This is a genomic window from Stenotrophomonas sp. ZAC14D2_NAIMI4_6 (genome assembly GCF_003086875.1).
In the GTDB taxonomy this organism is placed as follows: domain Bacteria; phylum Pseudomonadota; class Gammaproteobacteria; order Xanthomonadales; family Xanthomonadaceae; genus Stenotrophomonas.
Window position 1 is genome coordinate 2,633,937 of the sequence record NZ_CP025996.1, and the last position, 24,869, is coordinate 2,658,805.

General features: G+C 67.3%; 24 protein-coding genes. 11 read left to right on the plus strand and 13 right to left on the minus strand.

The annotated features are described in order from the left end of the window. Positions 1 to 32 precede the first annotated feature (32 nt). From hutI to hutU, 4 genes are read left to right on the plus strand one after another with little or no spacing between them, the layout of a single operon-like run. Positions 33 to 1,256, plus strand: a complete 1,224-nt coding sequence (hutI, locus tag C1933_RS12250; RefSeq protein WP_108754831.1) for an imidazolonepropionase — start codon at positions 33 to 35, stop codon at positions 1,254 to 1,256. Next, positions 1,253 to 2,794, plus strand: a complete 1,542-nt coding sequence (gene hutH / locus C1933_RS12255) for a histidine ammonia-lyase (RefSeq protein ID WP_108753495.1) — start codon at positions 1,253 to 1,255, stop codon at positions 2,792 to 2,794. The genes hutI and hutH overlap by 4 nt, the downstream gene beginning before the upstream one ends. Further along, positions 2,791 to 3,645, plus strand: coding sequence for an N-formylglutamate deformylase (gene hutG / locus C1933_RS12260; protein WP_108753496.1), 855 nt, complete (start codon positions 2,791 to 2,793; stop codon positions 3,643 to 3,645). Before hutH ends, hutG begins: the two co-directional genes overlap by 4 nt. After that, the gene (gene hutU, locus C1933_RS12265; RefSeq protein WP_108753497.1) at positions 3,642 to 5,309 is read left to right on the plus strand and encodes a urocanate hydratase; all 1,668 of its coding nucleotides are present in this window, start codon (positions 3,642 to 3,644) and stop codon (positions 5,307 to 5,309) included. The genes hutG and hutU overlap by 4 nt, the downstream gene beginning before the upstream one ends. A 133-nt stretch (positions 5,310 to 5,442) precedes the next feature. On the opposite strand, the gene C1933_RS12270 is transcribed toward hutU, so the two are convergent. Further along, a complete protein-coding gene (locus tag C1933_RS12270) occupies positions 5,443 to 6,111 on the minus strand; it encodes a GAD-like domain-containing protein (RefSeq protein ID WP_108753498.1) in 669 nt (222 codons plus the stop codon). Between the two features lie 219 nt (positions 6,112 to 6,330). Between C1933_RS12270 and C1933_RS12275 the strand changes: the two genes are divergently transcribed. Next, positions 6,331 to 8,439, plus strand: coding sequence for a TonB-dependent receptor (locus tag C1933_RS12275; protein ID WP_108753499.1), 2,109 nt, complete (start codon positions 6,331 to 6,333; stop codon positions 8,437 to 8,439). A 72-nt stretch (positions 8,440 to 8,511) separates the two neighbouring features. Here C1933_RS12275 and C1933_RS12280 read toward each other — a convergent pair whose 3' ends face one another. From C1933_RS12280 to C1933_RS12295, 4 genes are read right to left on the minus strand one after another with little or no spacing between them, the layout of a single operon-like run. Next, positions 8,512 to 9,045 (minus strand): hypothetical protein, encoded by a 534-nt coding sequence (locus tag C1933_RS12280; RefSeq protein WP_108753500.1) that lies wholly within the window; start codon positions 9,043 to 9,045, stop codon positions 8,512 to 8,514. 30 nt (positions 9,046 to 9,075) lie between these two features. Then, entirely contained in the window at positions 9,076 to 9,963 is an 888-nt protein-coding gene (locus C1933_RS12285; protein ID WP_159093997.1) for a hypothetical protein, read from the minus strand. A gap of 37 nt (positions 9,964 to 10,000) precedes the next feature. After that, positions 10,001 to 10,798: a hypothetical protein gene (locus C1933_RS12290; RefSeq protein WP_234414522.1), complete on the minus strand. Its 798-nt coding sequence runs from the start codon at positions 10,796 to 10,798 to the stop codon at positions 10,001 to 10,003. Further along, positions 10,795 to 11,175 carry a VOC family protein gene (locus C1933_RS12295; protein WP_108753502.1) on the minus strand — a complete coding sequence of 127 codons (381 nt, stop codon included), beginning with the start codon at positions 11,173 to 11,175 and terminating at the stop codon, positions 10,795 to 10,797. Before C1933_RS12295 ends, C1933_RS12290 begins: the two co-directional genes overlap by 4 nt. Positions 11,176 to 11,304: 129 nt before the next feature. Between C1933_RS12295 and C1933_RS12300 the strand changes: the two genes are divergently transcribed. Next, a complete protein-coding gene (locus tag C1933_RS12300) occupies positions 11,305 to 11,613 on the plus strand; it encodes a hypothetical protein (protein ID WP_108753503.1) in 309 nt (102 codons plus the stop codon). 24 nt (positions 11,614 to 11,637) lie between these two features. On the opposite strand, the gene C1933_RS12305 is transcribed toward C1933_RS12300, so the two are convergent. After that, positions 11,638 to 12,213 (minus strand): TetR/AcrR family transcriptional regulator, encoded by a 576-nt coding sequence (locus tag C1933_RS12305; protein WP_108753504.1) that lies wholly within the window; start codon positions 12,211 to 12,213, stop codon positions 11,638 to 11,640. Positions 12,214 to 12,282: 69 nt separating this feature from the next. Between C1933_RS12305 and C1933_RS12310 the strand changes: the two genes are divergently transcribed. After that, entirely contained in the window at positions 12,283 to 12,828 is a 546-nt protein-coding gene (locus C1933_RS12310; RefSeq protein ID WP_108753505.1) for a thioesterase family protein, read from the plus strand. Between the two features lie 8 nt (positions 12,829 to 12,836). On the opposite strand, the gene C1933_RS12315 is transcribed toward C1933_RS12310, so the two are convergent. The 6 genes from C1933_RS12315 to C1933_RS12340 form a co-directional block, all read right to left on the minus strand. Beyond that, entirely contained in the window at positions 12,837 to 13,304 is a 468-nt protein-coding gene (locus tag C1933_RS12315; RefSeq protein ID WP_108753506.1) for a hypothetical protein, read from the minus strand. Between the two features lie 6 nt (positions 13,305 to 13,310). Next, entirely contained in the window at positions 13,311 to 14,072 is a 762-nt protein-coding gene (locus C1933_RS12320) for an SGNH/GDSL hydrolase family protein (protein ID WP_234414523.1), read from the minus strand. A gap of 73 nt (positions 14,073 to 14,145) precedes the next feature. After that, the gene (locus tag C1933_RS12325; RefSeq protein WP_108753508.1) at positions 14,146 to 16,533 is read right to left on the minus strand and encodes a GH92 family glycosyl hydrolase; all 2,388 of its coding nucleotides are present in this window, start codon (positions 16,531 to 16,533) and stop codon (positions 14,146 to 14,148) included. A 134-nt stretch (positions 16,534 to 16,667) separates the two neighbouring features. After that, a complete protein-coding gene (locus C1933_RS12330) occupies positions 16,668 to 17,009 on the minus strand; it encodes a hypothetical protein (RefSeq protein ID WP_159093998.1) in 342 nt (113 codons plus the stop codon). Between the two features lie 98 nt (positions 17,010 to 17,107). Further along, positions 17,108 to 19,570 carry a prolyl oligopeptidase family serine peptidase gene (locus C1933_RS12335; protein ID WP_108753510.1) on the minus strand — a complete coding sequence of 821 codons (2,463 nt, stop codon included), beginning with the start codon at positions 19,568 to 19,570 and terminating at the stop codon, positions 17,108 to 17,110. A 176-nt stretch (positions 19,571 to 19,746) separates the two neighbouring features. Then, positions 19,747 to 20,076 (minus strand): hypothetical protein, encoded by a 330-nt coding sequence (locus C1933_RS12340; protein ID WP_108753511.1) that lies wholly within the window; start codon positions 20,074 to 20,076, stop codon positions 19,747 to 19,749. 264 nt (positions 20,077 to 20,340) lie between these two features. On the opposite strand from C1933_RS12340, the gene C1933_RS12345 reads away from it, so the two are divergent. The 4 genes from C1933_RS12345 (at position 20,341) to C1933_RS12360 (ending at position 23,435) form a co-directional block, all read left to right on the plus strand. Then, entirely contained in the window at positions 20,341 to 20,940 is a 600-nt protein-coding gene (locus tag C1933_RS12345; RefSeq protein ID WP_234414524.1) for a hypothetical protein, read from the plus strand. A 91-nt stretch (positions 20,941 to 21,031) separates the two neighbouring features. Next, complete coding sequence (locus tag C1933_RS12350; protein WP_108753513.1) at positions 21,032 to 21,808, plus strand: HipA family kinase; 777 nt, start codon at positions 21,032 to 21,034, stop codon at positions 21,806 to 21,808. Next, entirely contained in the window at positions 21,786 to 22,181 is a 396-nt protein-coding gene (locus C1933_RS12355) for a DUF3037 domain-containing protein (RefSeq protein ID WP_108753514.1), read from the plus strand. The genes C1933_RS12350 and C1933_RS12355 overlap by 23 nt, the downstream gene beginning before the upstream one ends. Positions 22,182 to 22,283: 102 nt before the next feature. Beyond that, a complete protein-coding gene (locus tag C1933_RS12360) occupies positions 22,284 to 23,435 on the plus strand; it encodes an aldo/keto reductase (protein WP_108753515.1) in 1,152 nt (383 codons plus the stop codon). On the opposite strand, the gene C1933_RS12365 is transcribed toward C1933_RS12360, so the two are convergent. After that, complete coding sequence (locus C1933_RS12365) at positions 23,436 to 24,851, minus strand: serine hydrolase domain-containing protein (protein ID WP_108753516.1); 1,416 nt, start codon at positions 24,849 to 24,851, stop codon at positions 23,436 to 23,438. Positions 24,852 to 24,869 lie beyond the last annotated feature (18 nt).

Below are 24,869 nucleotides of genomic sequence, written 5' to 3' on the forward strand. Positions count from 1 at the left end.
AGACATATAAGCACAGCCGCGTAGTGGATGCCATGCACGTCGACACCCTCTGGTCCAATGTCCACCTGATGACCCTTGATGGCGAGGGCCTGGGAATCATCCGCGACGGCGTGCTGGCCTGCGCCGACGGCCGCATCGTGCATGTCGGCCCGGCCGGCAGCGATGCCCACCTGCGCCCGACTACGCGTTTCGATGGCGAGGGCCGCTGGATCTCGCCCGGGCTGGTCGACTGCCACACGCACCTGGTCTACGCCGGCAACCGCGCCAACGAATTCGAGCAGCGCCTGCAGGGCGTCAGCTATGCCGATATCGCGCGCGCCGGCGGCGGCATCGTCGCCACCGTACGCGCCACCCGTGCGGCCAGCGCGGAGCAGTTGGCCGCAGAAAGCCGCCCGCGCCTGCTGGCGATGCGCGCCGAAGGCGTGACCACGGTCGAGATCAAGTCCGGCTATGGCCTGACCCTGGCCGACGAACGCAAACAGTTGCAGGTCGCGCGTGCGCTGGGCGAGCAATGCCGGGTGAACGTGGCCACCACCTTCCTGGGCGCGCACGCGGTGCCGCCGGGCCGGCAGGCGCAGGAGTACACCGACGAGGTGTGCAACGTGATGATTCCGGCCATCGCCGCCGAAGGCTTGGCCGAAGCGGTGGACGTGTTCTGCGAGAACATCGCGTTCTCGCCCGCACAGGCGCGGCAGGTGTTCGAGGCGGCACGTGCCAGCGGACTGGCAGTGAAGATCCACGCCGAACAGATGAGCAACCAGCATGGCGCCGAACTGGCCGCCGGCTTCGGCGCGCTGTCAGCCGACCATATCGAACATCTGGATGCGGCCGGCATCGCCGCCATGGCCGCCGCCGGCACCGTGGCCGTGCTGCTGCCCGGCGCCTTCTATTTCACCCGCGATACCACCCTGCCCCCGATTGCCGCGCTGCGTGCGGCCGGTGTGCCGCTGGCCCTGGCCACCGACAGCAACCCCGGCACCTCGCCGCTGACCAGCCCGCTGCTGGCGATGAACATGGGCGCCACCCTGTTCCGCCTGACCGTGGACGAATGCATTGCCGGCTTCACCCGTGAAGCGGCGCGCGCGCTGGGCCGCAGTGAACGCATCGGCCGCCTGGCCGTGGGCATGGACTGCGACCTGGCGATCTGGGACATCGACGCGCCGGCCGACCTGGTCTATCGCATGGGATTCAACCCGCTGCACGCGCGCGTGGTGCGCGGGCAGCCCGACCTGCCTGCTTCCTGGAGCAACACATGAGCAACACCCTGGTTCTTCGCCCCGGCCATGTCACCCTTGCCCAGTGGCGGCAGGTCTACCGCGGCGCGCCGCTTGCACTGGATCCGGCCGCGCTGCCGGTGGTGCGCGCCAGCGCCGCCGCCGTGGCCGCCATCGTCGCCAAAGGCGCGCCGGTGTATGGCATCAATACCGGCTTCGGCAAGCTGGCCAGCGTGCGCATCGAGCGCGAAGACCTGGCCACCCTGCAGCGGAACATCGTGCTGTCGCATGCCGCTGGCGTGGGCGAACCGATGCCGGCCAGCGTGGTGCGGCTGATGATGGCGCTGAAGCTGGTCAGCCTGGCCCAGGGTGCTTCAGGCGTGCGCGAAGAGACCCTGCTGCTGCTGGAAGCGATGCTGGTGAAGGGCGTGCTGCCGGTAGTGCCGGCACAGGGCTCGGTCGGTGCGTCCGGCGATCTGGCACCGCTCTCGCACCTGGCCAGCGTGATGCTGGGCGTGGGCGAGGCCTTCGTTGGCCAGGAGCGCCTGCCGGCCGTGGAAGCCTTGGCACGCGCGGGCCTGCAGCCGGTGGAACTGGGCGCGAAGGAAGGCCTGGCCCTGCTCAACGGCACCCAGTTCTCCACCGCGTACGCGCTGGCCGGGCTGTTCGAGATCGAGACCGTGTTCCAGGCCTCGCTGGTGACCGGCGCACTTTCCGTGGAAGCGGCCAAGGGTTCGGACACGCCGTTCGATCCGCGCATCCATGCCATCCGTGGCCAACGCGGGCAGATCGCCACCGCCGCCACTCTGCGCACGCTGATGCAGGGTTCGGACATCCGCGAATCGCACCGCGACAACGATGTACGCGTGCAGGACCCGTACTGCCTGCGCTGCCAGCCGCAGGTGATGGGCGCGGCACTGGACATCCTGCGCCAGGCGGCAACCACGCTGGAAATCGAAGCCAACGGCGTGTCCGACAATCCGCTGGTGTTCACCGATACGGGCGAAGCGTTGTCCGGTGGCAACTTCCACGCCGAGCCGGTGGCCTTCGCCGCCGACATGCTGGCCATGGCGGTGTGCGAGATCGGTTCGATCAGCGAGCGCCGCCTGGCCATGCTGGTGGACCCGGCGCTGTCCGGCCTGCCTGCCTTCCTGACCCCGCGCCCCGGCCTGAATTCCGGTTTCATGATTCCGCAGGTGACCGCCGCGGCGCTGGTTTCTGAAAACAAGCAGCGCGCCTACCCGGCCAGTGTCGATTCGATCCCGACCTCGGCCAACCAGGAAGACCATGTATCGATGGCCGCACACGGCGCGCGCCGCTTGATGCAGATGGCCGAGAACGCGGCCAACGTGATCGGCATCGAGCTGCTGGCCGCGGCCCAGGGCTGCGATTTCCACGCGCCCCTGCGCTCCAGCGCCGCACTGGAAAGCGTGCGCGCCACCCTGCGCGCGCAGGTGCCAACGCTGGAAGAAGACCGCTACTTCCACCCGGACATGGTGGCCGCCACCGATCTGGTGCGCAGCGGTGCGCTGGCACAGGGCCTGGGTGACCTGCTGCCCACCGTGGAGCCGCAGGCATGAACACTCGCCCCGACTGGCTGACCGTGCACGAGGGCGATGCGCCGCTGATCGTCAGCTTCCCGCACACCGGCAGCGAACTGCCGCACGAGCTGATGGGCGACTACCACTCGCCGTGGCTGGCGCGGCGCGATGCCGACTGGTGGGTGCACGAGCTGTACGACTTCGCGCGCGGCATGGGCGCGACCACGGTACGTTCGGCGATCTCGCGTTCGGTGATCGACCTCAACCGCGACCCGAGTGGTGTTTCGCTGTATCCGGGCCAGAACACCACCGGCCTGTGCCCGCTGACCACCTTCGACAACCAGCCGCTGTACCACGCAGGTCGCGAACCGGACGAAACGGAAATCGCGCGCCGCCGCGACACGTATTTCGCGCCCTACCACGATGAACTCGCCGCACAGATCGCGCGCCTGCGTGCGCAGCACGGCACGGTGGTGGTGTACGACGCGCATTCGATCCGTTCGCACATTCCGCATCTGTTCGATGGCGAACTGCCGCAGTTCAACCTGGGTACGGCCGGTCCGTCTGGCGCACCGGATACGTCCTGCGACAACGCGCTGAGCGATGTGGTGGAAAACCTGCTGAAGATCAGCGGCATGAGCCAGGTGCGCAACGGCCGCTTCAAGGGCGGCTGGATCACCCGGCACTACAGCGACATCCCCGGCGGCGTGCATTCGCTGCAGATGGAACTGGCCTGCCGCGGCTACATGCACGAGCCGCTGCCCGACCAGGTGGACGAGCACAGCTGGCCCACCCCGCTGGACCCCGATCACGCCGCACCGCTGCGCCACACCCTGGCACAGGTGCTCAATGCCTGCCTTGAATTCGCTACCAACCGGAGCGCCGCATGACCCGCAACGACCCCAGCCGCACCATCACCGCGCCGACCGGTACCACGCTGAATGCCAAGAGCTGGCTGACCGAAGCGCCGCTGCGCATGCTGATGAACAACCTGCACCCGGACGTGGCCGAGCGCCCGCAGGAACTGGTGGTGTACGGCGGCATCGGCCGCGCCGCGCGCGACTGGGAAAGCTTCGATGCCATCGTGGAAACGCTGAAGCGGCTGGACGATGACCAGACCCTGCTGGTGCAGTCGGGCAAGCCGGTGGGCGTGTTCCGCACCCATGCCGATGCGCCGCGCGTGCTGATCGCCAATTCCAACCTGGTGCCGCGCTGGGCCAACTGGGACCACTTCAACGAGCTGGATAAGAAGGGCCTGGCCATGTACGGCCAGATGACCGCCGGCAGCTGGATCTACATCGGCGCGCAGGGCATCGTGCAGGGCACCTACGAAACCTTCGTGGAAATGGGCCGCCAACACTACAACGGCAACCTGGCCGGCAAGTGGCTGTTCACTGGCGGCCTGGGCGGCATGGGCGGCGCACAGCCGCTGGCCGCGGTGATGGCCGGTGCCTCGTGCCTGGCCGTGGAATGCCGCAAGAGCAGCATCGACATGCGCCTGCGCACCGGTTACCTGGACACCTGGACCGACAACCTGGACGAGGCGCTGCGCCTGATCGAGGAATCGTGCACGGCCAAGAAGCCGCTGTCGGTGGGCCTGCTGGGCAATGTGGCCGACGTGCTGGACGAACTGCTGATCCGCGGCGTGAAGCCGGACCTGCTGACCGACCAGACCTCGGCGCACGACCCGGTGAACGGCTACCTGCCGCAGGGCTGGACGGTGGAGGAATGGGACCAGAAGCGCGTTTCTGCGCCGAAGGTCGTGGAGAAGGCCGCGCGCGAATCGATGGCCAACCACATCCGCGCCATGCTCGGTTTCCATGCGCTGGGCGTACCCACCGTGGATTACGGCAACAACCTGCGGCAGATGGCGCTGGAAGAAGGCGTGGACGATGCCTTCGATTTCCCCGGTTTCGTGCCGGCCTACATCCGCCCGCTGTTCTGCCGTGGCATCGGCCCGTTCCGCTGGGCCGCACTGAGCGGCGATCCGGAAGACATCGCCAAGACCGATGCCAAGGTGAAGGAGCTGATTCCGGACAACCCGCACCTGCACCGCTGGCTGGACATGGCCGCCGAGAAGATCAAGTTCCAGGGCCTGCCGGCACGCATCTGCTGGGTCGGCCTGGGCGACCGTGATCGCCTGGGCCTGGCCTTCAACGAGATGGTGGCCAACGGTGAACTGAAGGCGCCGGTAGTGATCGGCCGCGACCATCTGGACAGCGGCAGCGTGGCCTCGCCGAACCGCGAAACCGAAGCGATGGCCGACGGCTCCGATGCGGTGTCCGACTGGCCGCTGCTCAATGCCCTGTTGAACACCGCCAGCGGCGCCACCTGGGTGTCGCTGCACCATGGCGGCGGCGTGGGCATGGGCTTCTCGCAGCATGCCGGCATGGTGATCGTCTGCGACGGCACCGAGGCGGCGGCCAAGCGGATTGGCCGCGTGCTGTGGAACGACCCGGCCACCGGCGTGATGCGCCATGCCGATGCCGGATATGAGATCGCGGTGGAATGCGCGAAGGAGAAGGGACTGGATCTGCCGGGGATTCTGGGCTGATCGAGCGTCGCCGGGCACGGCCCGGCGCTACCGTGCGGCTCTTGTAGAGTCGAGCTTGCTCGACTGCTCTTCTCGCCGTCCCGGGAAAGGCCAGTCGAGCATGGCTCGACTCTACAAAGCTGGTCCCGCCCAATCACTTGCGCGCCAGTGGCTTCGGATCAACCGCATAGCGTGGAAACGCAGGCGCGGCGAACTGCCTCAGCATGTGCAGGTGGGGATGAAGCTTGAGCCTGCGCAGGTTGACAAGGGCAACCTCGCCACCGCAGACCTGCGCGGGTTCGAAGCCATACATCTCGTCTGCCTGCAAGGGGCCGCATGTGCTCATGGCCCTGGCAAAGAGCAGTGCCTCGTCCGCATCCAGCAGATCGAAATCGTCGGGCTCGGCACAGGCGAAGAAGGCCTTGATGCCACCTTCCTGCTGCGCGAGAGACTTCAATCTCAGGCGGTTCTGGAGAGCGAACACTTCACCGCGGATCGGATCGATGCTCACACCGACGCCTGATGCTTCGCCGCACAGGTAGAGCCTTCCGAATCCGCTCCGGGCAAACACGTGGTAAGAATCGATCTGAGAAAAGGGTGTTTCCTCCAACCACGCGTGCATCAGGTCTTCGTAGTCTTCGGGGTTCACCGTCCACAACCGTCCGTTGCCATAGTTCGCCCATCCATCACGCCGCCAATAGCGCAACAGCGAATCGGGCAGGATGCCCGCCCACCTGCGGAGACTGGCCTCCGGCACCGGATCGCGTGCAGTTGCCTCACCGAAGTTTTCGATGAAGAGTGCGAAATCCTGATCGTCTTCCATTGTTCTTCCCTTGCGCGGCTGTTTCGGCAGCCCGGACTGAGACGGTCTTGTAGCTCACGAGGCGGCAGAGGTTAAGGGGCATTCGCGACAGACCGGGAAAAGCAGTCGAGCAAGCTCGACTCTACAAGGGCGCGGGCACGCCATACGCTGCCGGTGGGTGACGTGGCGCGCGCGAGCTGTTAACTTGCGCGCCACTTTCGTGGTTTACAGCCTGTCCGCATGTCGCTTCCGTCTTGCCGCCCCACCCCGTCGCTGCTGTTCCTGGCCGTGTCCTTCAGCCTTGCTGCCACGGCCAACGCCGCCCCGCAGGCCACCACGCTTGATGCCGTGCAGGTCACTGCCGCCGATGCCAGTGCACAGGCACGTGAGGCGCTGAAGCGCGTGCCCGGCGCCAGCAACGTCATCGACGTCTCCAAGGCCGACAGCCGGTTGTCCAGCAGCGCCGATGTACTGGCCTACCAGCCGGGCATCAGTGCGCAGTCGCCGGGCAACGAGGGCACCAAGGTGTCGATCCGCGGCTCGGGCATCAACCGCGGGCCCGGCGCGCATGCCTCGGGCATCGCCGTTTCGCTCGATGGCCTGCCGTTGACCGGCGCGGGCGGCACGCCCTACGAACTGCTGGAACCGCTGTGGCTGTCGCGGGTGGAGGTGCTGCGCGGCGCCAACGGCTTCGAGCGCGGTGCGCTGGCACTGGGCGGCGCGATCGACTACGTCAGCCGTAGCGGCCGTGATTCGGCCGGTGTGCAGCTGCATTACGAAGCCGGCAGCCGTGGCTACCAGAAGCGCGGCATCAGCTGGGGCGGCGTCAGCGGCGATGTCGACTACTTCCTCGCCTATACCGATACCGAGTTTGACGGCTACCAGCACCACGCGCGTGGCGACGGCAAAGGCGCGATGGCCAACATCGGCTGGCAGATCACCCCGGACCTGCAGACCCGCTTCTTCGTGCGCTACCGCGAGACCAATCACGAAACGCCCGGGCGCCTGACCCGCGCGCAGATCCGCAACGACCCACGCGCGGCCAACGCCGCCAATCTGGCCATCGACGCGCGCCGCCCGCAGCCGGGCAGCACCTGGATCGGCAACATGACCACGCTGCAGATCGACGAGGATTCCTCGCTGCAGGCCGGGCTGGTCTATCACAAATACCCGATGGACTTGAACGAGAGCCTGTACCGCCAGCAGCTGGACTACGCCAATCTGAATGCCACGCTGGACTACCGACGTCGCCATCTACTGTTCGGGCGGGACAGCGAAACCACCGTCGGCCTGCGCGTGACCCACGACCTGCAGGCGAACGTGCGCGAGTCGCTGCGCTTTGCCAGCAACGGCTATGCCGCCGGTACCCACACGCGCGATTTCCGCCACCACGGCACCGACAGCACCCTGCACATCGGCAACAGCCTGGCCTTGAACGAGCGCCTGCGCGTGCAGACCGGCCTGGCCCTGATCAACACCCAGCGTGACGTGCAGGTGACCTGGCCCAGCAGTGGCGGCCGCCTGCGCGAGAACGACTGGGACTACGCGCCGCGCCTGGGCTTCACCTGGCAGCACAGCGCGCAGACGCAGTGGTTCGGCAACCTGAGCCGTTCGGTGGAAGCGCCGCATCCGTGGTCGATGATCTGGGGTTCGAACCAGTACTTCGCTGCGGGCAACGGGCCGTCCACCGGCCGCCAGCGCAGCCCGGTTCCGATGCAGAACCAGACCGCCACCACGCTGGAACTGGGTGCGCGCGGTGACGCCGCGCTCGGCCGCTGGGAGCTGACCGGCTACTACGCGCACGTGAACCACGAACTGCTGACGGTGGAACTGCAACCGGTGCCGAACCTGTTCATCGCCGAAAACAACGCCAGCCCTACCGTGCACCGTGGCATCGAAGCCGGGCTGGACAGCACGTTGTGGCAGGGCGTGCCGGGCCGCCTGTCGCTGCGCCAGGCCTACACTTTCAGCGATTTCCGCTATCGCCACGATACGCGCTTCGGCAGCAACCGCCTGCCCGGCCTGCCGCAGCACAGCTACCAGGCCGAACTGCGGTTCGATCACGCCTCGGGCCTGTACGCGGCGCTGAACACCGAATATGCCTCGCGCATTGCCGTGGATTACGCCAACAGCTACTGGGCCGACAGCCACGTGATCTTCGGCAGCCGCATCGGCTACGACGCACCGGGTGGCCGCTGGCAGGCCTGGGCCGAAGTGCGCAACATCGGCGACCGCCATTACGCGGCAACGGTCACGCCCGGCTATGACGACGCTGGCAAGGACGTGGCCCGTTCGACACCGGGCGAAGGCCGCGGTGTCTATGCAGGGATGCGCTGGCGTTTCGACTGAGCACGGCGATTGGCGCCGGGAACATCCCGGCGCCAATCCTTGCGGAAGCGATTCAAGACTCGTCGTCGTGGCTCAGGAAATACGCCAGCGCGGCAGTCGCTCGCTGCGCTTCCACAGCGTCGGTGCGGCCCCGATCAGCAGCACGGCCATCAGCCACTTCGGCGATGTGCTGAGCAGTGCAGTGGCCCAACCGGCATCAACAGCTGCAGCGTCTTCCTGCCACGGGTTGTAGCCCAGATACAACACACTGCCCGTACGCCACAGCAGCACCGCCCCCACGGCCAGCATGAACAACGCCAGGCTGCGGCAGGTCCAGCGCTGCGAGGTCGTACCCCATTCGCGCGACAGCGCGACCAGCACGCTGACCAGCGACACGGCGATCAACACCACCAGGGCGATATCGATCTTGCGCCCTACCCGTTCATAGCCGCACGCGCGGCATTCGCCTTCATTCGCAGCGGCCGAGACCTGGCTGGCTGCTTCGCCTGTTGCCGGCACCTGCGCTGGAGGCGACGACTGTGCCATTCCTGTGAACGGCAGCAGCGCCAGGACGGCCCCCAACGTCCATCGAAGCCAGATGCTGTTCCTGCGCATTGCGATATCCATTTCGCGTCTCCTTCCTGTCAGTTGATCAGTTCACCACGTGTAGGGCCATATACCAGGGCTGCTGCGCACGCCGCCGCCCCTGTCTGCCCGCTCAAACACCCAGCGGCCGTCCTCACGGTGCAGCAGGAACTTCTCCCGTATACCAAATCCATCAAAGCAGCTGCCACTGACCACCGAAATCATCGCCCACTGCCCGTCGATACTGAACACCGGGCGTGAGAGCGATACGATCTGCAACTGCTGTTGAGTCGCGTCCCGGTTGCAGCCCGGCCCGCGCGCCACCTTCATCCTCTGTAATTGTTGCTGGGTCATCCGCTGCACACCCGCCAGTGCCTGCTCGGGTACACGCGAACGCCGCGCATTGGCGGCACGCTGCGCAGCCTCCAGCTCCTGCCGCAGCCGGAACAGCTCCGCACCTTCATCATCGGGGAAACGAGCCAGCGGAGCATCATCCTGGCAATCGGTCATCGCCAGGCGCTGCCTGCAGAAAGGCAGCGTCCACTCCATCACCCTGGCCCAGGAAGGCGCCGGGGTATCCAGCGTGGGCTGTCTCGGTGGCCGCCAGCGCCCGACATTCTTCACCGCAGGCGCGGTGTCGGCCAGCCTGACCACGTCCGCCGATGGCCCTGGGCCTGCTGCCTCCATGTGCGGCACGGGCCGGTGCGGCAAGGCTGCAGCCTCCTGCATCGACAATGCCCTCACTATCGGCGGCGGCGGGGGCATCGGCGGAAAGGGTGGCCGTACCTGGCGGATCGCCAGCGCCATCACCTCGGCCTGCATCTGCGCAGTACCCAGCACGATGGGCGTCGGACCGATTTGGACCGGCGGCGCCCGCCACCCGCGCTCGACCGATAGCGCCAGGACCAGCAAGGCCACGACCAGCCACAGGATGCGCCTCCAGATGATGCGTACGTGCATGATCCCCCCTGCTTCGTCCTGCAACCGTAGCGCCACGCTACAGCGCGCGCGCCACCTGCATCAGCGTGACCGCTTCGGGTACCAGCGTCTGCGCCAGCCAGCCGAGCGCGGCAAAGAACACCAGCAGCCCCACCAGCGGCCACACGGTATGGGTTACACACAGCCGCCACCAACCCTGCGCCTGCATGCCCTGCATGCCCTGCATGCCCTGCATGCCCTGCATGCGCCGGTACAGCCCACCCACAATCGCGGCATCCACCAGCAGCTCGGCCATCAGCAGCGGTGCCGACCACACCACCCAGGCGCTGGCCAGCACCGCACTGCCGACCACGGCAACGATGCCCAGCACCGCCAGCAGTGGCAGACCCGCTTCGCCATCGGCGGCATCCAACAGAGAGGCACCATCACTGTCGATCACGGAGCGAGCCGAGCCCTCCGCCCACGATGCCGATGCACCGCCACCACCCGACTGGCCACCCTGCCCGTCCCACACCGGCCCCTGCACATCCCGACCTGAACCACCGCCGCCACCGACATCCGGCGCGCCATCGACGGCGTCCCAGCGCCAGCGGATCCACAACCACATCAGCAGCAGGAACACGCCGTACGCCAGCAGCACCGCCAGCGGGTAGCGCAGCACCATCATGTCCACACCCGCCACGCGCAACGCATGCGCGGCCAGGAATCCTGCCGCGCCGGTCATCAGCACGATCACCGCCATCTGCAGGCGCGGCCAACCGTTGCGCTGCAGCTGCCGGCGCGCGCTCAGCACTTCACCGCGGCGGGTGATGGGCAGCTTCAACGCGCGTGCGTTGAACCGGCCGCGCTTGGTCAAGGCGCTGCGCCTTTGTAGACGGCCTCGATGCGATGACCGTCCGGGTCGACAACAAAGGTGGCGTAGTAGCGGTCGCCGTAATCGGTACGCACTCCCGGGGCACCGTTGTCACGCCCGCCCGTGGCCAGCGCCGCGGCATGGAATGCATCCACGGCCTCCCGCGACGGTGCGGCAAACGCAAGATGGAAGCCCGGCCCGGGCGCCAGCGCATCGTCACGCTGTTTCAGGCACAGGATGTCTTCATCGTCGATCAGGCCGTAGCCGATCGCCTCGTCGTCCTCGAACACGCGGCGGAAGCCGAGCGCTGCCAGGGCGGCATCGTAGAAGCGCGCGGCGGCATCCAGATTACGGACACCCAGGGAGAGGTGGTGCAGCATGCGGACGTCCTTGCCGGGCACGCGGTGGTGGCGATGGCCGATTCTAACCGCGAATCCATGTGGCTGCGGCATGGCGCTGCTGCCACTGGGCCGCTATCGTGGCCGGCCGGACACAGGACGTTGCACGGCATGCAGGCCCGCCAGTTCACCCGCCCCCTCGCCCTCCTTCTCTTCGTGCCGATGATCGGCCTGGCCGGCTGGGGATCGTGGGCCGCTACTTACTGCTTCAGCGACGGCTGCCTGGGGGTCATCCTGCTATGGATGGCTGCATTGGCCGCCCTGGTCGTACAGGCCCTGCTGGTGCTGCCGCTGCATGCCTGGGCGTTGAAGCGGCAGGGCTTGCCGGCGCAGGTCGGCTACCTGCGCTGGCTGGCGGCATCGATCGTGTCGGTAGTGGTTCCGGTGCTGCTCGGCTGGCTGTACATGCTGTTCAAATAGCACGCTGCTCAACCCGCCGACCGCTCAACCCGCGCGCGCGGCCTTCAGCAGTTGCGCGGCCACCTGGTCGAACGGCGCGATGTCCTGCAGCGCGCGGCTCATCGCCACCGCGCCTTCCACGCTGGCAATGACCAGGCTGGCCAGACCCGCCGCCTGCTCCGGCGCATGACCATCGCTGATGAAGGCGTGGGCCAAGTGCCCCTGCCAGCGCGCGAACACCTCGGCCGCCGCTGCGCGCGGTTGGCTGGCAACCGCCTCCACGGGCTCTTCCACCGCCGCCGCAAGCACCGGGCAGCCGGCGCGGAACTGCGAGCGCAGCAGGCGCTCGCGCCACATCGCCAGGAATCGCTCCAGGCCGGGCACGGCGCCCTCGCGCAGCAGGTCCAGCAATAGGGCTTCCACCTTGTCGCCGGCCAGCGTCGTGGCCTTGGCCAGCAGTTCCTGCTTGCCACCGGGAAAGTGGTGGTAGGTCGACCCCAGCGGGGCGTCGGCCAGCTTGGTGACTTCGCGGATGCTGGTGGCATTGAGGCCTACCCGCGCCAGCATCTGGGCCGCCGCATCGATCACACGCTGGGGGGCATCGCTCGCGCGTGGGCTCATGCTGGGCTCCTTGCTAGGACAGTCGTCATAGATTAGCGTAACGCCCGTTCTATAACAGTCGTCATAGCCATGAATCTCTGGTTCCGCCTGCTCCACCTGCTGCTGTGCAGCCTGTTCCGCCCGCGCCTGGATGCCCCGTTCGGGGTTTCCCGCCTGCAGTTCCGCGTGCTGCCCAACGATCTGGACAGCAACCTGCACATGACCAACGGCCGCTACTGGAACATCTTCGATCTGGGCCGGCTGGACCTGATCCTGCGCATGGGCCTGGGCAAGGTGGCGCTGCGCGAGAAATGGGCGCCCATCGTTGGCGCCGGCACCATCCAGTTCCGCCGCGAACTGCGCCCGTTCCAGCACTACACGCTGGAAACGCGACTGGCCGGCTGGGTCGGCACGCGGGTGATCATGGAACAGCGCGTACTGATCGGCCCGGAACAGAAGATCGCCACGCGGGCGCTGCTGGTCACTGGCATCTACGACCGCCGCGCGCGCGCGTTCGTGGGCATGGATCGGATGATGGCGGCCATTGGCAGCACCACGCCGCCCTCGCCGCCGCTGAGTGCAGCGGCCGAAGCGCTGTTGGCGGCCGATGCGGCGTTGAAGCGCGACGACGGCTGAGCAGCGCGTTACAGGGCTCGCCTGAGCACATCCTGCAAGCGGCGCTTGTGCGATTCCACCGCCTTCCAGTTCCAGTCGCACACCGGAGGAACATCCAGTGCACCGCGCTCGCGGGCCAGTGCGGCGCGCTCGGTCAGGGCCTGCACTTTGGCCGCGACGTTCGCATCGATCGCGATCGGGAGCAGGATTGAGATCAGGCCCCAACCTGAAACGGTGACGCGCCCGAAGTCGCCGCGCCCGGTGTCAAACGGGCGCACGCGTACGGCGCCGCCCATGTCCGCGAACTGCACACCCACCAGCAGCATGCCGCCAGACACGCACTGCAACGCCCGGCCGTGTTCGCACAGTGCCTCGGCAGAGTCGTAGCGCCGCGGTTGCCCACCGGCACGCGAGTACAGCTCCGTTACCAGCACAGGGCTGCGCTTGAACACGGCGCGCGCCATCGCTTCGACCACCTTGCTGGACACTGCCGCCATGCGCAGTCAGTGCGATCCGGGCGCGCCGCGCGGCGCGGCTTGCAGCGCCCGCGCAATAGCGGCCTCAGCCAACGGCGCCATCAGCGCATAGCCCTTCGCGGTGGGGTGCACGCCATCGGCGGCCAAGGCAGGATCCAGGCCACCGGCGGCATTGGCCATGACCGCGTAATAGTCCAGGTACACCAGCCCCTGCGCGTGGGCGTACTGCTTGAGCGCGGCATTCAGGGCGCGCACCTTTGCCGCAGGTTCGATGCCCGGCATCCACGGGTACTCGCTCACCGGCAGTACCGACGCCATCACCACGCGTATGCCGTGCACACGCGCCAGCTCGACCATCGCGTGCAGGTTGTCTTCGATCATCGCCTGCGTACTGGCACCGGTGTTGCCGGCGATATCGTTGGTACCGGCGAGGATGACCACCACGTCCGGCTGCAGCGCGACCACATCCTGGCCGAAGCGCAGCAGCATCTGCGGGGTGGTCTGCCCGCTGATACCGCGGTTGAGATAGCCCTTGCCGGGGAAGAACGCCGCAGGATCCTTTTCGCCCCACCCCTGGGTAATGGAATCGCCGAAGAACAGCACGCGCGGCACGCCGGCCTGCTTGGCGGGCACGCGCGCATTGGCTTCACGGTAGCGGCCCAGATCGGGCCAGTCGGAAAGGCGCTGCTGCATGTAGCGCACCTCATCCGGGCGGAGCTGGTCCACGGGCTTCACCAGCAAAGGATTGATCGCCACGGGCGGCTGCGCCTGAGCGCAGGTGGCGCTCATTGCGAGTGCCACCGCGGTGGCGCAGCATCGGGTGCGTAGAAAATGGATCATTGTTGTTCCTGGAGACTCTGGATCAGCGGGGGCCGTGCGAGGGCGGAACGTCCTGCGCGCCCCACTGCTCGTTCTTGGTGGTAGCCAGCTCGAAGTCCAGGGTGCCGCCGCGCTGTACGAAACTGGCCGGCAGCCAGCTTGCGTTGCTGGCCCTGCCGTCCACCCGCAGCGACTGCACGTACGGCGCATCCATCGCTGCGCCGCGTGCACGCACCACGATCTTCGCGCCCGGGCGGGTGATCACCGCTTCGGTGAACAATGGGCTGCCGATCACCAGGTCCGCGCGGCCCGGGTACACCGGGTACAGGCCCAGCGCCGACCACACGTACCACGACGACATCTGGCCAAGGTCATCGTTGCCGGGCATGCCCTCGGGCGTGTTGGTCCAGATCTGGCGCATCGCTTGCCGCACGGTTTCCTGGGTCTTCCACGGCTGGCCGAGGAAGTTGTACAGCCACGGCGCGGCGATGGACGGTTCGTTGTCCAGTTCGGCGTGCAGCGGGCCGGACTTGGTCACCGCCCATGTACCGTCGGGCTTGCGGAAGAACGCATCGAGCCGCGCGATGCTGGCCTCGCGGCCCCCCAATGCTGCGAACAGGCCGGCGGGATCGAACGGCACCATCCACAGGTACTGCGCACCACTGCCTTCGACAAAACCTTCGTCGGCGGCCGGGTCGAACGCCGGCCAGCTGCCATCTGCATTGCGCGGCTGGATATAGCCCTGCTGCGCGGTGGCCTTCGGGTTGTACAGATTGCGCCACCAACCGGAGCGCTCACGGAACTGGCGCGCCCCCTGCGCATCGCCGGCCGCCAGCGCCAGTTCGGACAGGCCGAAATCGGCGCTGACCATTTCCAGCGTATCGGCCGCACTCCCCCACCCCGGTGCTCCTTCGGGCATGTAGTTCAGCGCCAGCCACTGGTCCAGGCCCGGGCGCTGGCCCACGCACAACACCGGGCAACCACGCGTGTCGAGATCGCGCGCGGTCGGAACGGTCGCGGCCTTCTTAAGCGACGCGTAGGCGCGCTGCAGATCGAAGCTGCGGCCGCCAAACGCATGGATGGCCGCCACAGACGGCGGCGATGGATCACCGTTCATCACGCCGGTGGCGCCGGTGATGTGGGTCCAGCGATCCCACACCCCGCCGTTCTGGTCGGCCTGGTTGAGCAGCGACTGCGCCACGTCCGAGCCCACCTGCGGCTGCAGCAGGGTCAGCAGCTGCAGCTGCGAGCGATAGACATCCCAGCCCGAGTAATTGGCGTACTGCGCCTGCTGCCGCTTGGCCAGCGCATGCACCCTGCCGTCCATGCCGCGGTAACGCCCGTCGGCGTCGCTGTGCAGGTTGGGCGCAAGCATGGCGTGGTACAGCGCGGTGTAGAACACGGTCCGCTCATCGGGCGTGCCACCCCGCACCCGCACCTGGCCCAGCAGGTCATTCCACTTCGCCCGCGTAGCGGCCTGGGTGGCGGCCACCGTGGTGCCCTGCGGACTCTCGCGGCGCAGGTTGGCCCGCGCGCCGGCTTCATCCACGTAGGAAATGCCGATGCGTGCGGTCACCACCGGCGTGCGCCTGGCATCGAAACTGATCCAGCCACCCGCGCCCTTGCCGGCCGGTGGGTGGCCCTTGCTGCCATAGGTGGTGCCGCCGCCACCCTCGCGCGCGCCGGCCTGCACCGTGTCATCGCGCCAGGTGCCCCCCACCTCGAAGGGCTGGTCGAACTCCGCCACGAAATGCAGGGTGTAGTAGCTCTCGCGGCGGTCTTCGGCCAGATAGCCGCAGAAGTTGCCGCTGGTGACCGAACCGCGCACGGTGCGCGTGGCCGGGTCGATGATGATGGTCGAATCGCTGCTGCCTACTTCGCTGTCGGAGGTGCGGAACAGCAGGTTGGCCGGCTTGTCGGCCGGGAACTGGAACTGGCCGACCGCAGTACGCGCCGTGGCCGCCAGGCTGACCGCCACCCCGTTGTCCAGGGTGAGTGTGTAGGCACCGGGGCTGGCCGATTCCTTGCGGTGGTCCAGCAGGCTGGTGTAACGCATGCCGGCATCGGCAGAAGATGGCGACAGCTCTACCGGCAGCGTGACCGGCATGAGCGGAACATCGCCGCTGGCACCGGTACAGCCGGTTCCGTTGACGTGGGTCAGGCTGAAACCGCGCACGCCGTTGCTGCGCCACTCGTAGCCACCGGGGGCGGCGATGGGAAACCGCTTGCCCGGCAGCGCGGTCATTTCCGGGCTGAAGGCCACCATGCCGAAGGGCACCGTGGGCCCTGGGTAGACGTTGCCGGCGTTGGTGGTGCCGATGAAAGGATTGACCTCGGCGGCCAGGTCCTGTGCGGGCGCCCTGGCGGCCATCAGCGGCAGCGGCGACAGCGTCAACACCGCGGAAACGACGACCAGCAACGAACGGGACATCGACAACTCCAGTGGAAGGTGGCACGCACGCGCCTTGAATCACTGAGAGTAGTACGTGCTGAGTGCCCTGCGACGGGCCGGAGGTCATGGTTGGCGGTACCCGGTCACGATCGCGGCCATCGGCCGCGCGCCGATCAGTACAACGTGCCCAGCTTGAACAACGGCAGGTAGGCGGCAAACATGGCGAGCGGAGTTGCCAGCATCACCGCCACGCTGCCGATCAACGCCGACAGCCGCGCACGTCCTGCCAGCCAGGCGGCAACCACCAGCGGCGGAGCCAGCCAGGCCAGCCCGTAACTGCTGGCAAACAGTTGGGTGATCAGCGGCAGCGGCTGGCCCGCTTCGGCAAAACGCTCAACGAACTGCGGGATCGCAAACCGACCCAGCGCGGTGCAGCCCACGGCGGCGGTGCCGCTGGACAACAGGCCGATCAGCAGCCATCCCCATCCTGAGAGTTCCCGTAAGGCCTTTCTCATGAGTATCCGTGGTGAGCAGGGCAGTCGAGCATGGCTCGACTCTACAAGAAGGGCCGCCCGAAGGCGGCCCTGTTTACGGCAGTCGAGCGAGCTCGACGTTACCGGGCGTTTTTCACGTAGGTGTCGAACCAGTTCAGCATTTCCGAGACCAGCTGTTCGTTCGATTCCAGCGCGGTGTACCAGTGCGGCTCGTTGGGCAGCATCACCAGGCGGGTGGTACCGCCATTGCCACGGATCGCTTGGTACAGCTTGCGCGACTGGAACGGTTCGGTGCCCGGGTTGGCATCGTCCTCGCCGTGTACCAGCAGCAGCGGCAGCTTGATCTTGTCGGCATAGAAGAACGGCGACGCCTTCAGGTACACGTCCTGCGCCTGCCACACCGAGCGCCGCTCGTTCTGGAAGCCGAACGGGGTGAAGGTCTTGTTGTACGAGCCGCTGGTCGCCACGCCGGCCTTGAACAGGTTGGTGTGGGCGATCAGGTTGGCCGTCATCAGACCACCGTGGCTGTGGCCGGTCACACCGATACGGTTGCGGTCGACCACGCCCATGTCCACGGCCTTGTCCACCGCCGCCTTGGCGTCGGCTTCCAGCTGCTCCAGGTAGGTGTCATAGGCGGTCTTGGGATCGCCGACAATCGGGAACGAGGCGTTGTCGATGATCGCGTAACCGGCCAGCAGCATCAGCCGGTATGGCTGCAGGCGGGTGAAGGTCTGCTGCGAACCGGACACCTGGCCCGCCTGCGCGGCATTGGCGAAGTCGGCCGGATAGGCATACAGGATGGCCGGCACGCGCTGGCCTTCCTTGTAGCCCGGTGGGGTGTACAGGGTGAAGGACAGATCCACGCCATCGGCGCGCTTGTAGGTCACCAGCTGCTTCTTGATCTGCCGCACTTCCGGGGTCGGGTCGGTCAGCGTGGTCAGTGCGGTAGCAGTGGAGGCGAACTGCGCCTCGCCTTCCTTCGCAGCGGCCACCGCTTCGCCCTGCTGGCGCACGAAGGCATTCGGCGGGTCCATCACCGACTGGTGCCAGGTCAGGTAGCGGCCGGGCGTGCTGCTGAAACCGAGGAACTGCTCGTAGGCATCGGCATCGCTGCGGAACAGGCGCTCGCTCTTCAGCGAACCCAGGTCCAGGCGGTCCAGGAACGGGCGGTCACCCTGCGGCGAAGCCCCCTGCCCGCGCAGGAACACGAAATTGCCTTCCTGGCGCACCACGGCCGCACCGTTGGGCAGGCGCTTGAACACCAGGTTGCCCGGATCGCCGTACAGCTCATCGCTGGACATGTCCCACAGCAGGCGACCTTCCTTCTTCGGCTGGTCGACATCGACGATGCGGGTCTGCACCCAGTGGCGGTTCTCATCATTCTCGAACAGGAACGACACGGCCGGGTCGGCCGACCAGGCCAGGCCTTCGAACCGCTGCGCGGTGCGCGCGATCTCCACCGGCTTGCCGTTGAACGGCGCCTTCAGCATCAGCACGCGGTCGCGGTGCGGCACGGTCACCTTCCAGTCGCCCTTGTCCAGCGCTTCGGCATAGACCAGGGTGGCCGGATCGGTGGAGCGCCAGTCGAAACCGCGCGGGCCTTCGGGCACGCCGTGCACCGGCACGCGGTCGGCCAGCGGCAGGCTGGCGATGGCGGTGCTCTTGCCACTGGTGATGTCCAGCACCGCCACATCGTTGGCGAAGCGCTGGTAGGTGACCGCATGCGAGAACGGCGGCTTGATCGATTCGGTCAGCACGTGCACGCCATCGGGCGCGGCGCTCACGTCGTTGAAGATCGCGGCGCTGCCCACCGGGCGCACCTGGCCGCTGGCGGTGTCGACCACGGCCAGCTGCGAAGCCCCGTAGTACGCGAACAGCTTTTCATCGTGCACGCTGGTGAGCGTATCGCGGGCTTCGTAGGTGCTGCTCTCGCCACTGCTGCCCAGCGATTCCTGTGCATCCGGGCCGGTCGGCACGCCGCCGTTGGACGGCGCGGCGCCCTGGTTGGCCGGCACCAGCTTCACCAGCAGGTTGTTGCTGCCGCCCAGCCACTGCACGGTGCTGCCGAAGATCGGGTTCAGCTGCACGCCCGGCACCTGCTTGACCTGGCCGGTGGCGGCGTCGCCCACCCACAGCTGCACGCTGTCGGCCACCGCATTCTGGAACGCGAAATGGCGGCCGTCGGCCGACCATTGCGCGCCGCCGGCGCAGCCCTGCGGCAGCGTCACCGGGGTGGTCTTGCCGCTGGCAATCTCGACCACGCTGAAGTCGGCCACGCAGGCCGGAATGCCGTAACCACCGGGAGTGTCATGGCGGCTGCGGTTCTTCGGCTCCAGACGCACGCCGGCCAGCTTCAAGTACGGCTGGGCCACGCGGGCGATGGACGGATAGGTCTGTGCGGTGGTCAGCAACAGGCGCTGGCCGCTGGGGTCCACGCTGGGAACCGGCGGCGGCGGTGCCTTCAGCACCTTGAGCAGTTGTTCTGGCGGCTTTGCGTAATCGGCAAGTGCCGGGCCAGCGGCCAGCAGGCCGAAGGAAGCAACGGCGATGGCCGCTGCCAGTGACGTACGACGAATGAGCATCCTCAACCCCTGGGTTCGATCCGGTGCCCGTGCTATGGGCATGCACCGAATCTAGCACCCCGGCCCCGCCCGTCCATGGGCCGGAAGCAATGCACGCTGGGCATGGCCCGGCGCTACCACGGGCGTTGGCAACCTCCGGTAGCGCCGGGCCATGCCCGGCGAACGAAGGACAGGGCTCACTGCTGGGCGTGCAGATCCCACGTGGTCAGGTAATCGGGGTCCACCACGATGGCGCCCCCGGTACGCAGCTGATACTCACCAGGCTCGGCCGGCCGGTACTGGTCCAGCATCGGCGGCAGATAATGCTCGTGGCCATCGTCCTCGTCGGCAAGCACCACGCCCTCTTCGGCGCTGATGCGCAGCACGGTGCCTGAATACTGCTGCTGATCGCGCATCTGGCCGTCACCGCCATAACGGGTGATGCCAACCAGAACCACCTTGCCGATCATCTGCCGCGCCTTGGCGTTGTCCAGTGGCGGCAGCATGGGAATGGATTCGTCGCTCATCGGTGCACCTCCAAAGCCTGCAAGTACATCGTGGAAACGCTTGAAGGATGGCAGCTTGCGTACACCACGGCCATCCTGGCCGGTTCAGTCTCCCCACGTCTGGATGCTGCCATCGGCTGCGGCAGGGGGAAGTGAAGATCGGGTCTCAGTGCTGAACGGCCGCAGTGTTCCGCACCGGTTGTTGCGCTTAATCTGTGCTTCACCCGGCTGCCCCTACGGTCAGCCTTCATCACGCAAGGGACGCGCATGCCCAGGCACGCATTCATGCGATCGTGGACCCTCCTGCTTTCGGCAGCCACGCTCGGTGCCAGCGGTTACACCACAGATCGCACGCCGACTGACCAGCATCCCGGCAGCAGCCTGGAGACCGGTTCGGACAGCCTGCCTGACGCACCACTGGACGCCGAACAGTTGCTGTTGCGCCTGATGGATCTCATCCAGACCGCAACCACCGCAAGCGACCTGACCCTCGAGCGCGTATCCGCCGCATTGCATGAGCCCGCCCGCACCTTCGCACCCGGTCACTTCGGCTACGGTGGCGCGCTCACCCCCGAGTGGAGCTATGGCCTGGAAGTGAAACAGGCTGGCACGCCAGACGCACGACTGGATCTGAACTTCATCGACACCCGTCCGCAGCGAAGCTCGCCGGCCACGGCCATCTGCCAGGTGGACTTCAACCGATTTGCCTCTGCGCTTCATGCTGCCGGCTTTAACCAAGAGACGGTGCGCGGCGAGCACGGCCGGACCATCTACCACCGCTTTGAGCGCGCGCAGCTGAGCATCAAGGTGGACACGATCCCGGAGCACTCCACAGCCAACGGCCAGGCAGTGCGCGACTGCGTTCGCCTGGTGAGCGTGCAATAGAATGCGATCGGCAGCCCCTCCGAGGCTGCCGCGCACCGGCACAGCGGACGATCCTCCGGCGCTCCCCCACACGCCACGCTAGAATGCGCGCATGCGCACCGTCCATGCCCTCCGTTACATCACCCCACTCCGCGAAGGAGGTTCCCTGCCCGCCGTGGTCGAGACCGACGACGACGGCATGGCCGTGCTCAAGTTCCGCGGCGCCGGCCAGGGGCCCAAGGCCCTGATTGCTGAGCTGATCGCCGGCGAGATGGCCCGCAGCGTGGGCCTGCCGATTCCGGAAGTCCTGTTCGTGGAGCTGGACAGCGAATTCGCCCGCACCGAACCGGACCCGGAGATCCAGGACCTGATCCGCGCCAGCGAAGGCCTGAACCTGGGCCTGGACTACCTGCCCGGCGCGATCAACTACGATCCGGCGGCCATGCCGGTCGATGCCGACCTGGCCTCGCGCATCGTCTGGTTCGATGCCTTCACCAGCAACGTGGACCGCACCTCGCGCAACCCCAACCTGATGGTCTGGCATCGCAAGCTGTACCTGATCGACCACGGTGCGGCGATGTACTTCCATCACGACTGGGACAACGCCGCCGATGCCTGCGAGAAGCCCTTCACGCTGATCCGCGACCACGTGCTGCTGTCCTTCGCCAGCCGCATCGCCGAGGTGGATGCCGAACTGGCCGCGCGCCTTCCCGATGCGGAAATCGAGCGCATCGTCGGCCTGGTACCGGACAGCTGGCTGGTCAACGAGCCCGCCTTCGACAGCCCGCAGGCCTACCGCCAGGGCTATATCAACTATCTCAAGCACCGCCTGAAGGTACGTGCCGTGTTCGTGCAGGAGGCCATCCGTGCCCACGCTGCACACGTATGACTATGCGGTCATCCGCGTTGTACCGCGGGTGGAACGCGAAGAGTTCATCAACGTCGGGGTGATCGTCTCCTGCCCTGGCGCTCGCCATCTGGAAGCGGCCATCGAGATCGACCCGGCGCGCATGCACGCGTTCGCGCCCGCACTCGACCAGGACGCGCTGCAGCCGTGGCTGGATGCAATCGTGGCGATCTGCCGCGGCGACGCCAACGCGGGCCCGATCGCGCAGTTGCCCGCGCGCGCGCGTTTCCATTTCCTCACCGCCAAGCGCAGCTCCATCGTGCAGATGTCCAGCACGCACGTGGGCCGCAGCGCTGATCCGGCCGGCGTGGTGGAGCACCTGATGAACAGGATGGTGCGGGTGCCGCAGCGCTGAGCGTGCGAACGGGCGCCGCGCGTGAACGCGCCCGACACACCTGCGCGGTACAGTGAACCGGCTCTGCGAGACACCCGCCCGCCTTCCGCACAGGAGACTGACGTGACCTCACGACGCCGCTTCCTTTCCCTGGCCGCCGCTGCGGCCGCACTCTCGGCCACCGCACCGCTGTTCGCGCAATCGCCTGCGCCGGGCAGCGTGCTGCCGACCCGCGGCACGCCGCGCCCTGGAGCCACATTGGCCCGCAACCCGCCGCAGCCAGGTGGTCGCTATCGCCCGCAGACCCGTCTGGGGCTCGGCGGGGCACCGCTGGGCGGCAGTCTGGCGCCCACCACCGATGCGGCCGCACAGGCCACGATGGCCGCCGCTTGGGCCGCTGGCATCCGCACGTTTGATACATCGCCATGGTACGGGTTGGGCCTGAGCGAACGACGCATGGGCCGCGAGCTGCACACCCATGTGCCGGACCAGTACACCCTGTCCAGCAAGACCGGCCGCCTGCTGACCGGCACCGCCGGGCCGCTGCAGAAAACCAATTGGCACGACCCGGCACCGTTCCGCTACGCCTACGACTATTCCGCGGCCGGCACGCGGCGTTCGGTGGAAGACAGCCTGAACCGGCTGGGCGTGGCGCAGCTGGATATCGTGCTGATCCATGATCTTTCGCCCGAGAACACCGACCTGGGCATGCCCTGGGAACAACGCTTCGCCGAGGCCCTGAAGGGCGCCATGCCCGAGCTGACGCGCATGCGCGAGGAAGGGCTGATCAAGGCCTGGGGCTTCGGGGTGAATCGGCCGCAGCCCGCCCTGCGCGCGGTGGCCGAAGCCGATCCGGACATCATGCTGCTGGCCTGCCAGTACTCGCTGTTGGACCACGAAGCCACCCTGCACGACACCTTCCCGAAGCTGGCCGAGAAAGGCGTGTCGGTGATGGTCGGCTCTCCCCTGCTGGCCGGCTACCTGACCGGCCGCGAGCGCTATCTGTACGGCAGCCCGATTCCCGAGTGGGCACCGGCCAAGCGTGCACGCATGGCCGCCATCTGCGAACGCCACGGCATCGACCTGCGCACCGCGGCCCTGCAGTTCGCCGATGCGCCCGAGGTGGTTTCCTCGATCATTCCCGGTGCGCGCAGCGCAGAGCAGGTACAGGCGAACGTGGCCTCGATGGCCATCGCCATTCCCGCCGATTTCTGGGCCGAGCTGAAGCAGGAAAAACTGATTGCCGCGGATGCGCCGGTGCCCGGCAAGCGTTGATCAAAGCGGCAGGCGCCGGGCGATGTAGTTGACCACATTGCCCACCGCGTCCGGATCGACGTTGGCCAGTCCGATCACCACGTAACCCTGCTCGGGCAGCACCACAATGGCACTGTTCGACCCCGGTGCGCCGCCTTCATGCCCGTACTGGCGCTGGCGGCCCTGTCCCTGCACCACGAAGCCGTAGCCATACCAGCCCTTGTGGTTCTGCGCGCGCGTGGCCTGCTGCAGCAGCTCTGGCGCGACCAGTGCGCCGCTGCGCAGCGCTTCGCAGAACTTCAGCATGTCGCCGGGGGTGCTGTAGCCGCCGCCGGCGGACATGCCACGCCAGGGCAGTGTCTTCGTTTCGCGCGCCCATTGCCCATCCACCCGGGTGTAAGCGACGGCACGCTGCGGAACGTCCACCGCTTCCGGCTCAAAGCCGGTGCCGGTCATGCCTGCTGGACGCAGGATGTGCGCATCCACATAGCCGTAGTACGACTGGCCGGACACCGCCTCGATGAGGCGCCCAAGCACGATGAAGCCGTAGTTCGAGTAGCTGTCCTGGCTGCCGGGCGTGAACTGCGGCGCATCCTTGGCGAAGCGCTGCACGTAGTCGTCCAGCGTCTTCAGTGAGGCCGAGTACTGCTCGAAATCATCCGCGAAGAAGTCGCCGAGGCCGCTGGTGTGGTTCAGCAGCTGCCGCACGGTCACCGATTCTGCGACGGTCGTGTTCGGGTAGTCCGGCAGGTGTTTGCCGATCGTATCGTCCAGACCAAGCTTGCCGGCCTGCACCAGTTGCAGCACGGCCACCGCGGTGAACATCTTGTTGGACGAGGCCAGCCGGAAGCGGGTCTGCGCAGCCACCGGTGTCTTCGCGGCACGGTCGGCCAGCCCGCCCGTCCATTCCAGCAGCACGCGCCCGTTCTGCGCGACCAGCACGCTGCCGGACAACGCATCCTGGGCCGCCAGCGCATCCAGCTTCGTGCGCGCATCGGCCATCAACTGCGGCAGCGGAACACGCGCCGGCTGGTACTGCTCCGGCGTGGGCGTGCCTTCCAGCTGGAACTGTTTCAGCTGCGCCGGATGGACCGGATCCATCTGCGCGTGCACCAGCAGCGCGCGCTCGCTGCGCTCGCCCAGCACCAGCAGGGTGGTCTGCATTGGCGTGCTCTGCCGTACCTCCAGCAGCTTCAGCGGCCCGGTGGAGTCGCGGAATTCCAGATAGTCCTGCGGGGTGCTGCCTTCGGTCTTGGCATAGCGCTCGGCAAAGGCCTGCAGGTGCTGCAGGCTGCCGGCATTGAACGCGGCCAGCCAGTCATCGGCGGCTGTGCGGGCATCGGGCGCAGGTGGCGCCGCGTTGGCGGTCTGCGTACAAAGTGAGGGCAACGTAAGCGCCAAGATCAACAGGCTTGTCAGACGAAAGCGCATGAACATGGATACTTCCTCGCGTAC

Excerpts from the sequence above, each read along its gene's own strand:
- hutI (WP_108754831.1), top strand. The coding sequence starts at position 33 with ATGCACGTCGACACCCTCTGGTCCAATGTCCACCTGATGACCCTTGAT.
- hutH (WP_108753495.1), top strand. The coding sequence starts at position 1,253 with ATGAGCAACACCCTGGTTCTTCGCCCCGGCCATGTCACCCTTGCCCAG.
- hutG (WP_108753496.1), top strand. The coding sequence starts at position 2,791 with ATGAACACTCGCCCCGACTGGCTGACCGTGCACGAGGGCGATGCGCCG.
- hutU (WP_108753497.1), top strand. The coding sequence starts at position 3,642 with ATGACCCGCAACGACCCCAGCCGCACCATCACCGCGCCGACCGGTACC.
- C1933_RS12270 (WP_108753498.1), bottom strand. The coding sequence starts at position 6,111 with ATGGAAGACGATCAGGATTTCGCACTCTTCATCGAAAACTTCGGTGAG.
- C1933_RS12275 (WP_108753499.1), top strand. The coding sequence starts at position 6,331 with ATGTCGCTTCCGTCTTGCCGCCCCACCCCGTCGCTGCTGTTCCTGGCC.
- C1933_RS12280 (WP_108753500.1), bottom strand. The coding sequence starts at position 9,045 with ATGGATATCGCAATGCGCAGGAACAGCATCTGGCTTCGATGGACGTTG.
- C1933_RS12285 (WP_159093997.1), bottom strand. The coding sequence starts at position 9,963 with ATGCACGTACGCATCATCTGGAGGCGCATCCTGTGGCTGGTCGTGGCC.
- C1933_RS12295 (WP_108753502.1), bottom strand. The coding sequence starts at position 11,175 with ATGCTGCACCACCTCTCCCTGGGTGTCCGTAATCTGGATGCCGCCGCG.
- C1933_RS12300 (WP_108753503.1), top strand. The coding sequence starts at position 11,305 with ATGCAGGCCCGCCAGTTCACCCGCCCCCTCGCCCTCCTTCTCTTCGTG.
- C1933_RS12305 (WP_108753504.1), bottom strand. The coding sequence starts at position 12,213 with ATGAGCCCACGCGCGAGCGATGCCCCCCAGCGTGTGATCGATGCGGCG.
- C1933_RS12310 (WP_108753505.1), top strand. The coding sequence starts at position 12,283 with ATGAATCTCTGGTTCCGCCTGCTCCACCTGCTGCTGTGCAGCCTGTTC.
- C1933_RS12315 (WP_108753506.1), bottom strand. The coding sequence starts at position 13,304 with ATGGCGGCAGTGTCCAGCAAGGTGGTCGAAGCGATGGCGCGCGCCGTG.
- C1933_RS12320 (WP_234414523.1), bottom strand. The coding sequence starts at position 14,072 with ATGAGCGCCACCTGCGCTCAGGCGCAGCCGCCCGTGGCGATCAATCCT.
- C1933_RS12325 (WP_108753508.1), bottom strand. The coding sequence starts at position 16,533 with ATGTCCCGTTCGTTGCTGGTCGTCGTTTCCGCGGTGTTGACGCTGTCG.
- C1933_RS12330 (WP_159093998.1), bottom strand. The coding sequence starts at position 17,009 with ATGAGAAAGGCCTTACGGGAACTCTCAGGATGGGGATGGCTGCTGATC.
- C1933_RS12335 (WP_108753510.1), bottom strand. The coding sequence starts at position 19,570 with ATGCTCATTCGTCGTACGTCACTGGCAGCGGCCATCGCCGTTGCTTCC.
- C1933_RS12340 (WP_108753511.1), bottom strand. The coding sequence starts at position 20,076 with ATGAGCGACGAATCCATTCCCATGCTGCCGCCACTGGACAACGCCAAG.
- C1933_RS12345 (WP_234414524.1), top strand. The coding sequence starts at position 20,341 with ATGCGATCGTGGACCCTCCTGCTTTCGGCAGCCACGCTCGGTGCCAGC.
- C1933_RS12350 (WP_108753513.1), top strand. The coding sequence starts at position 21,032 with ATGCGCACCGTCCATGCCCTCCGTTACATCACCCCACTCCGCGAAGGA.
- C1933_RS12365 (WP_108753516.1), bottom strand. The coding sequence starts at position 24,851 with ATGTTCATGCGCTTTCGTCTGACAAGCCTGTTGATCTTGGCGCTTACG.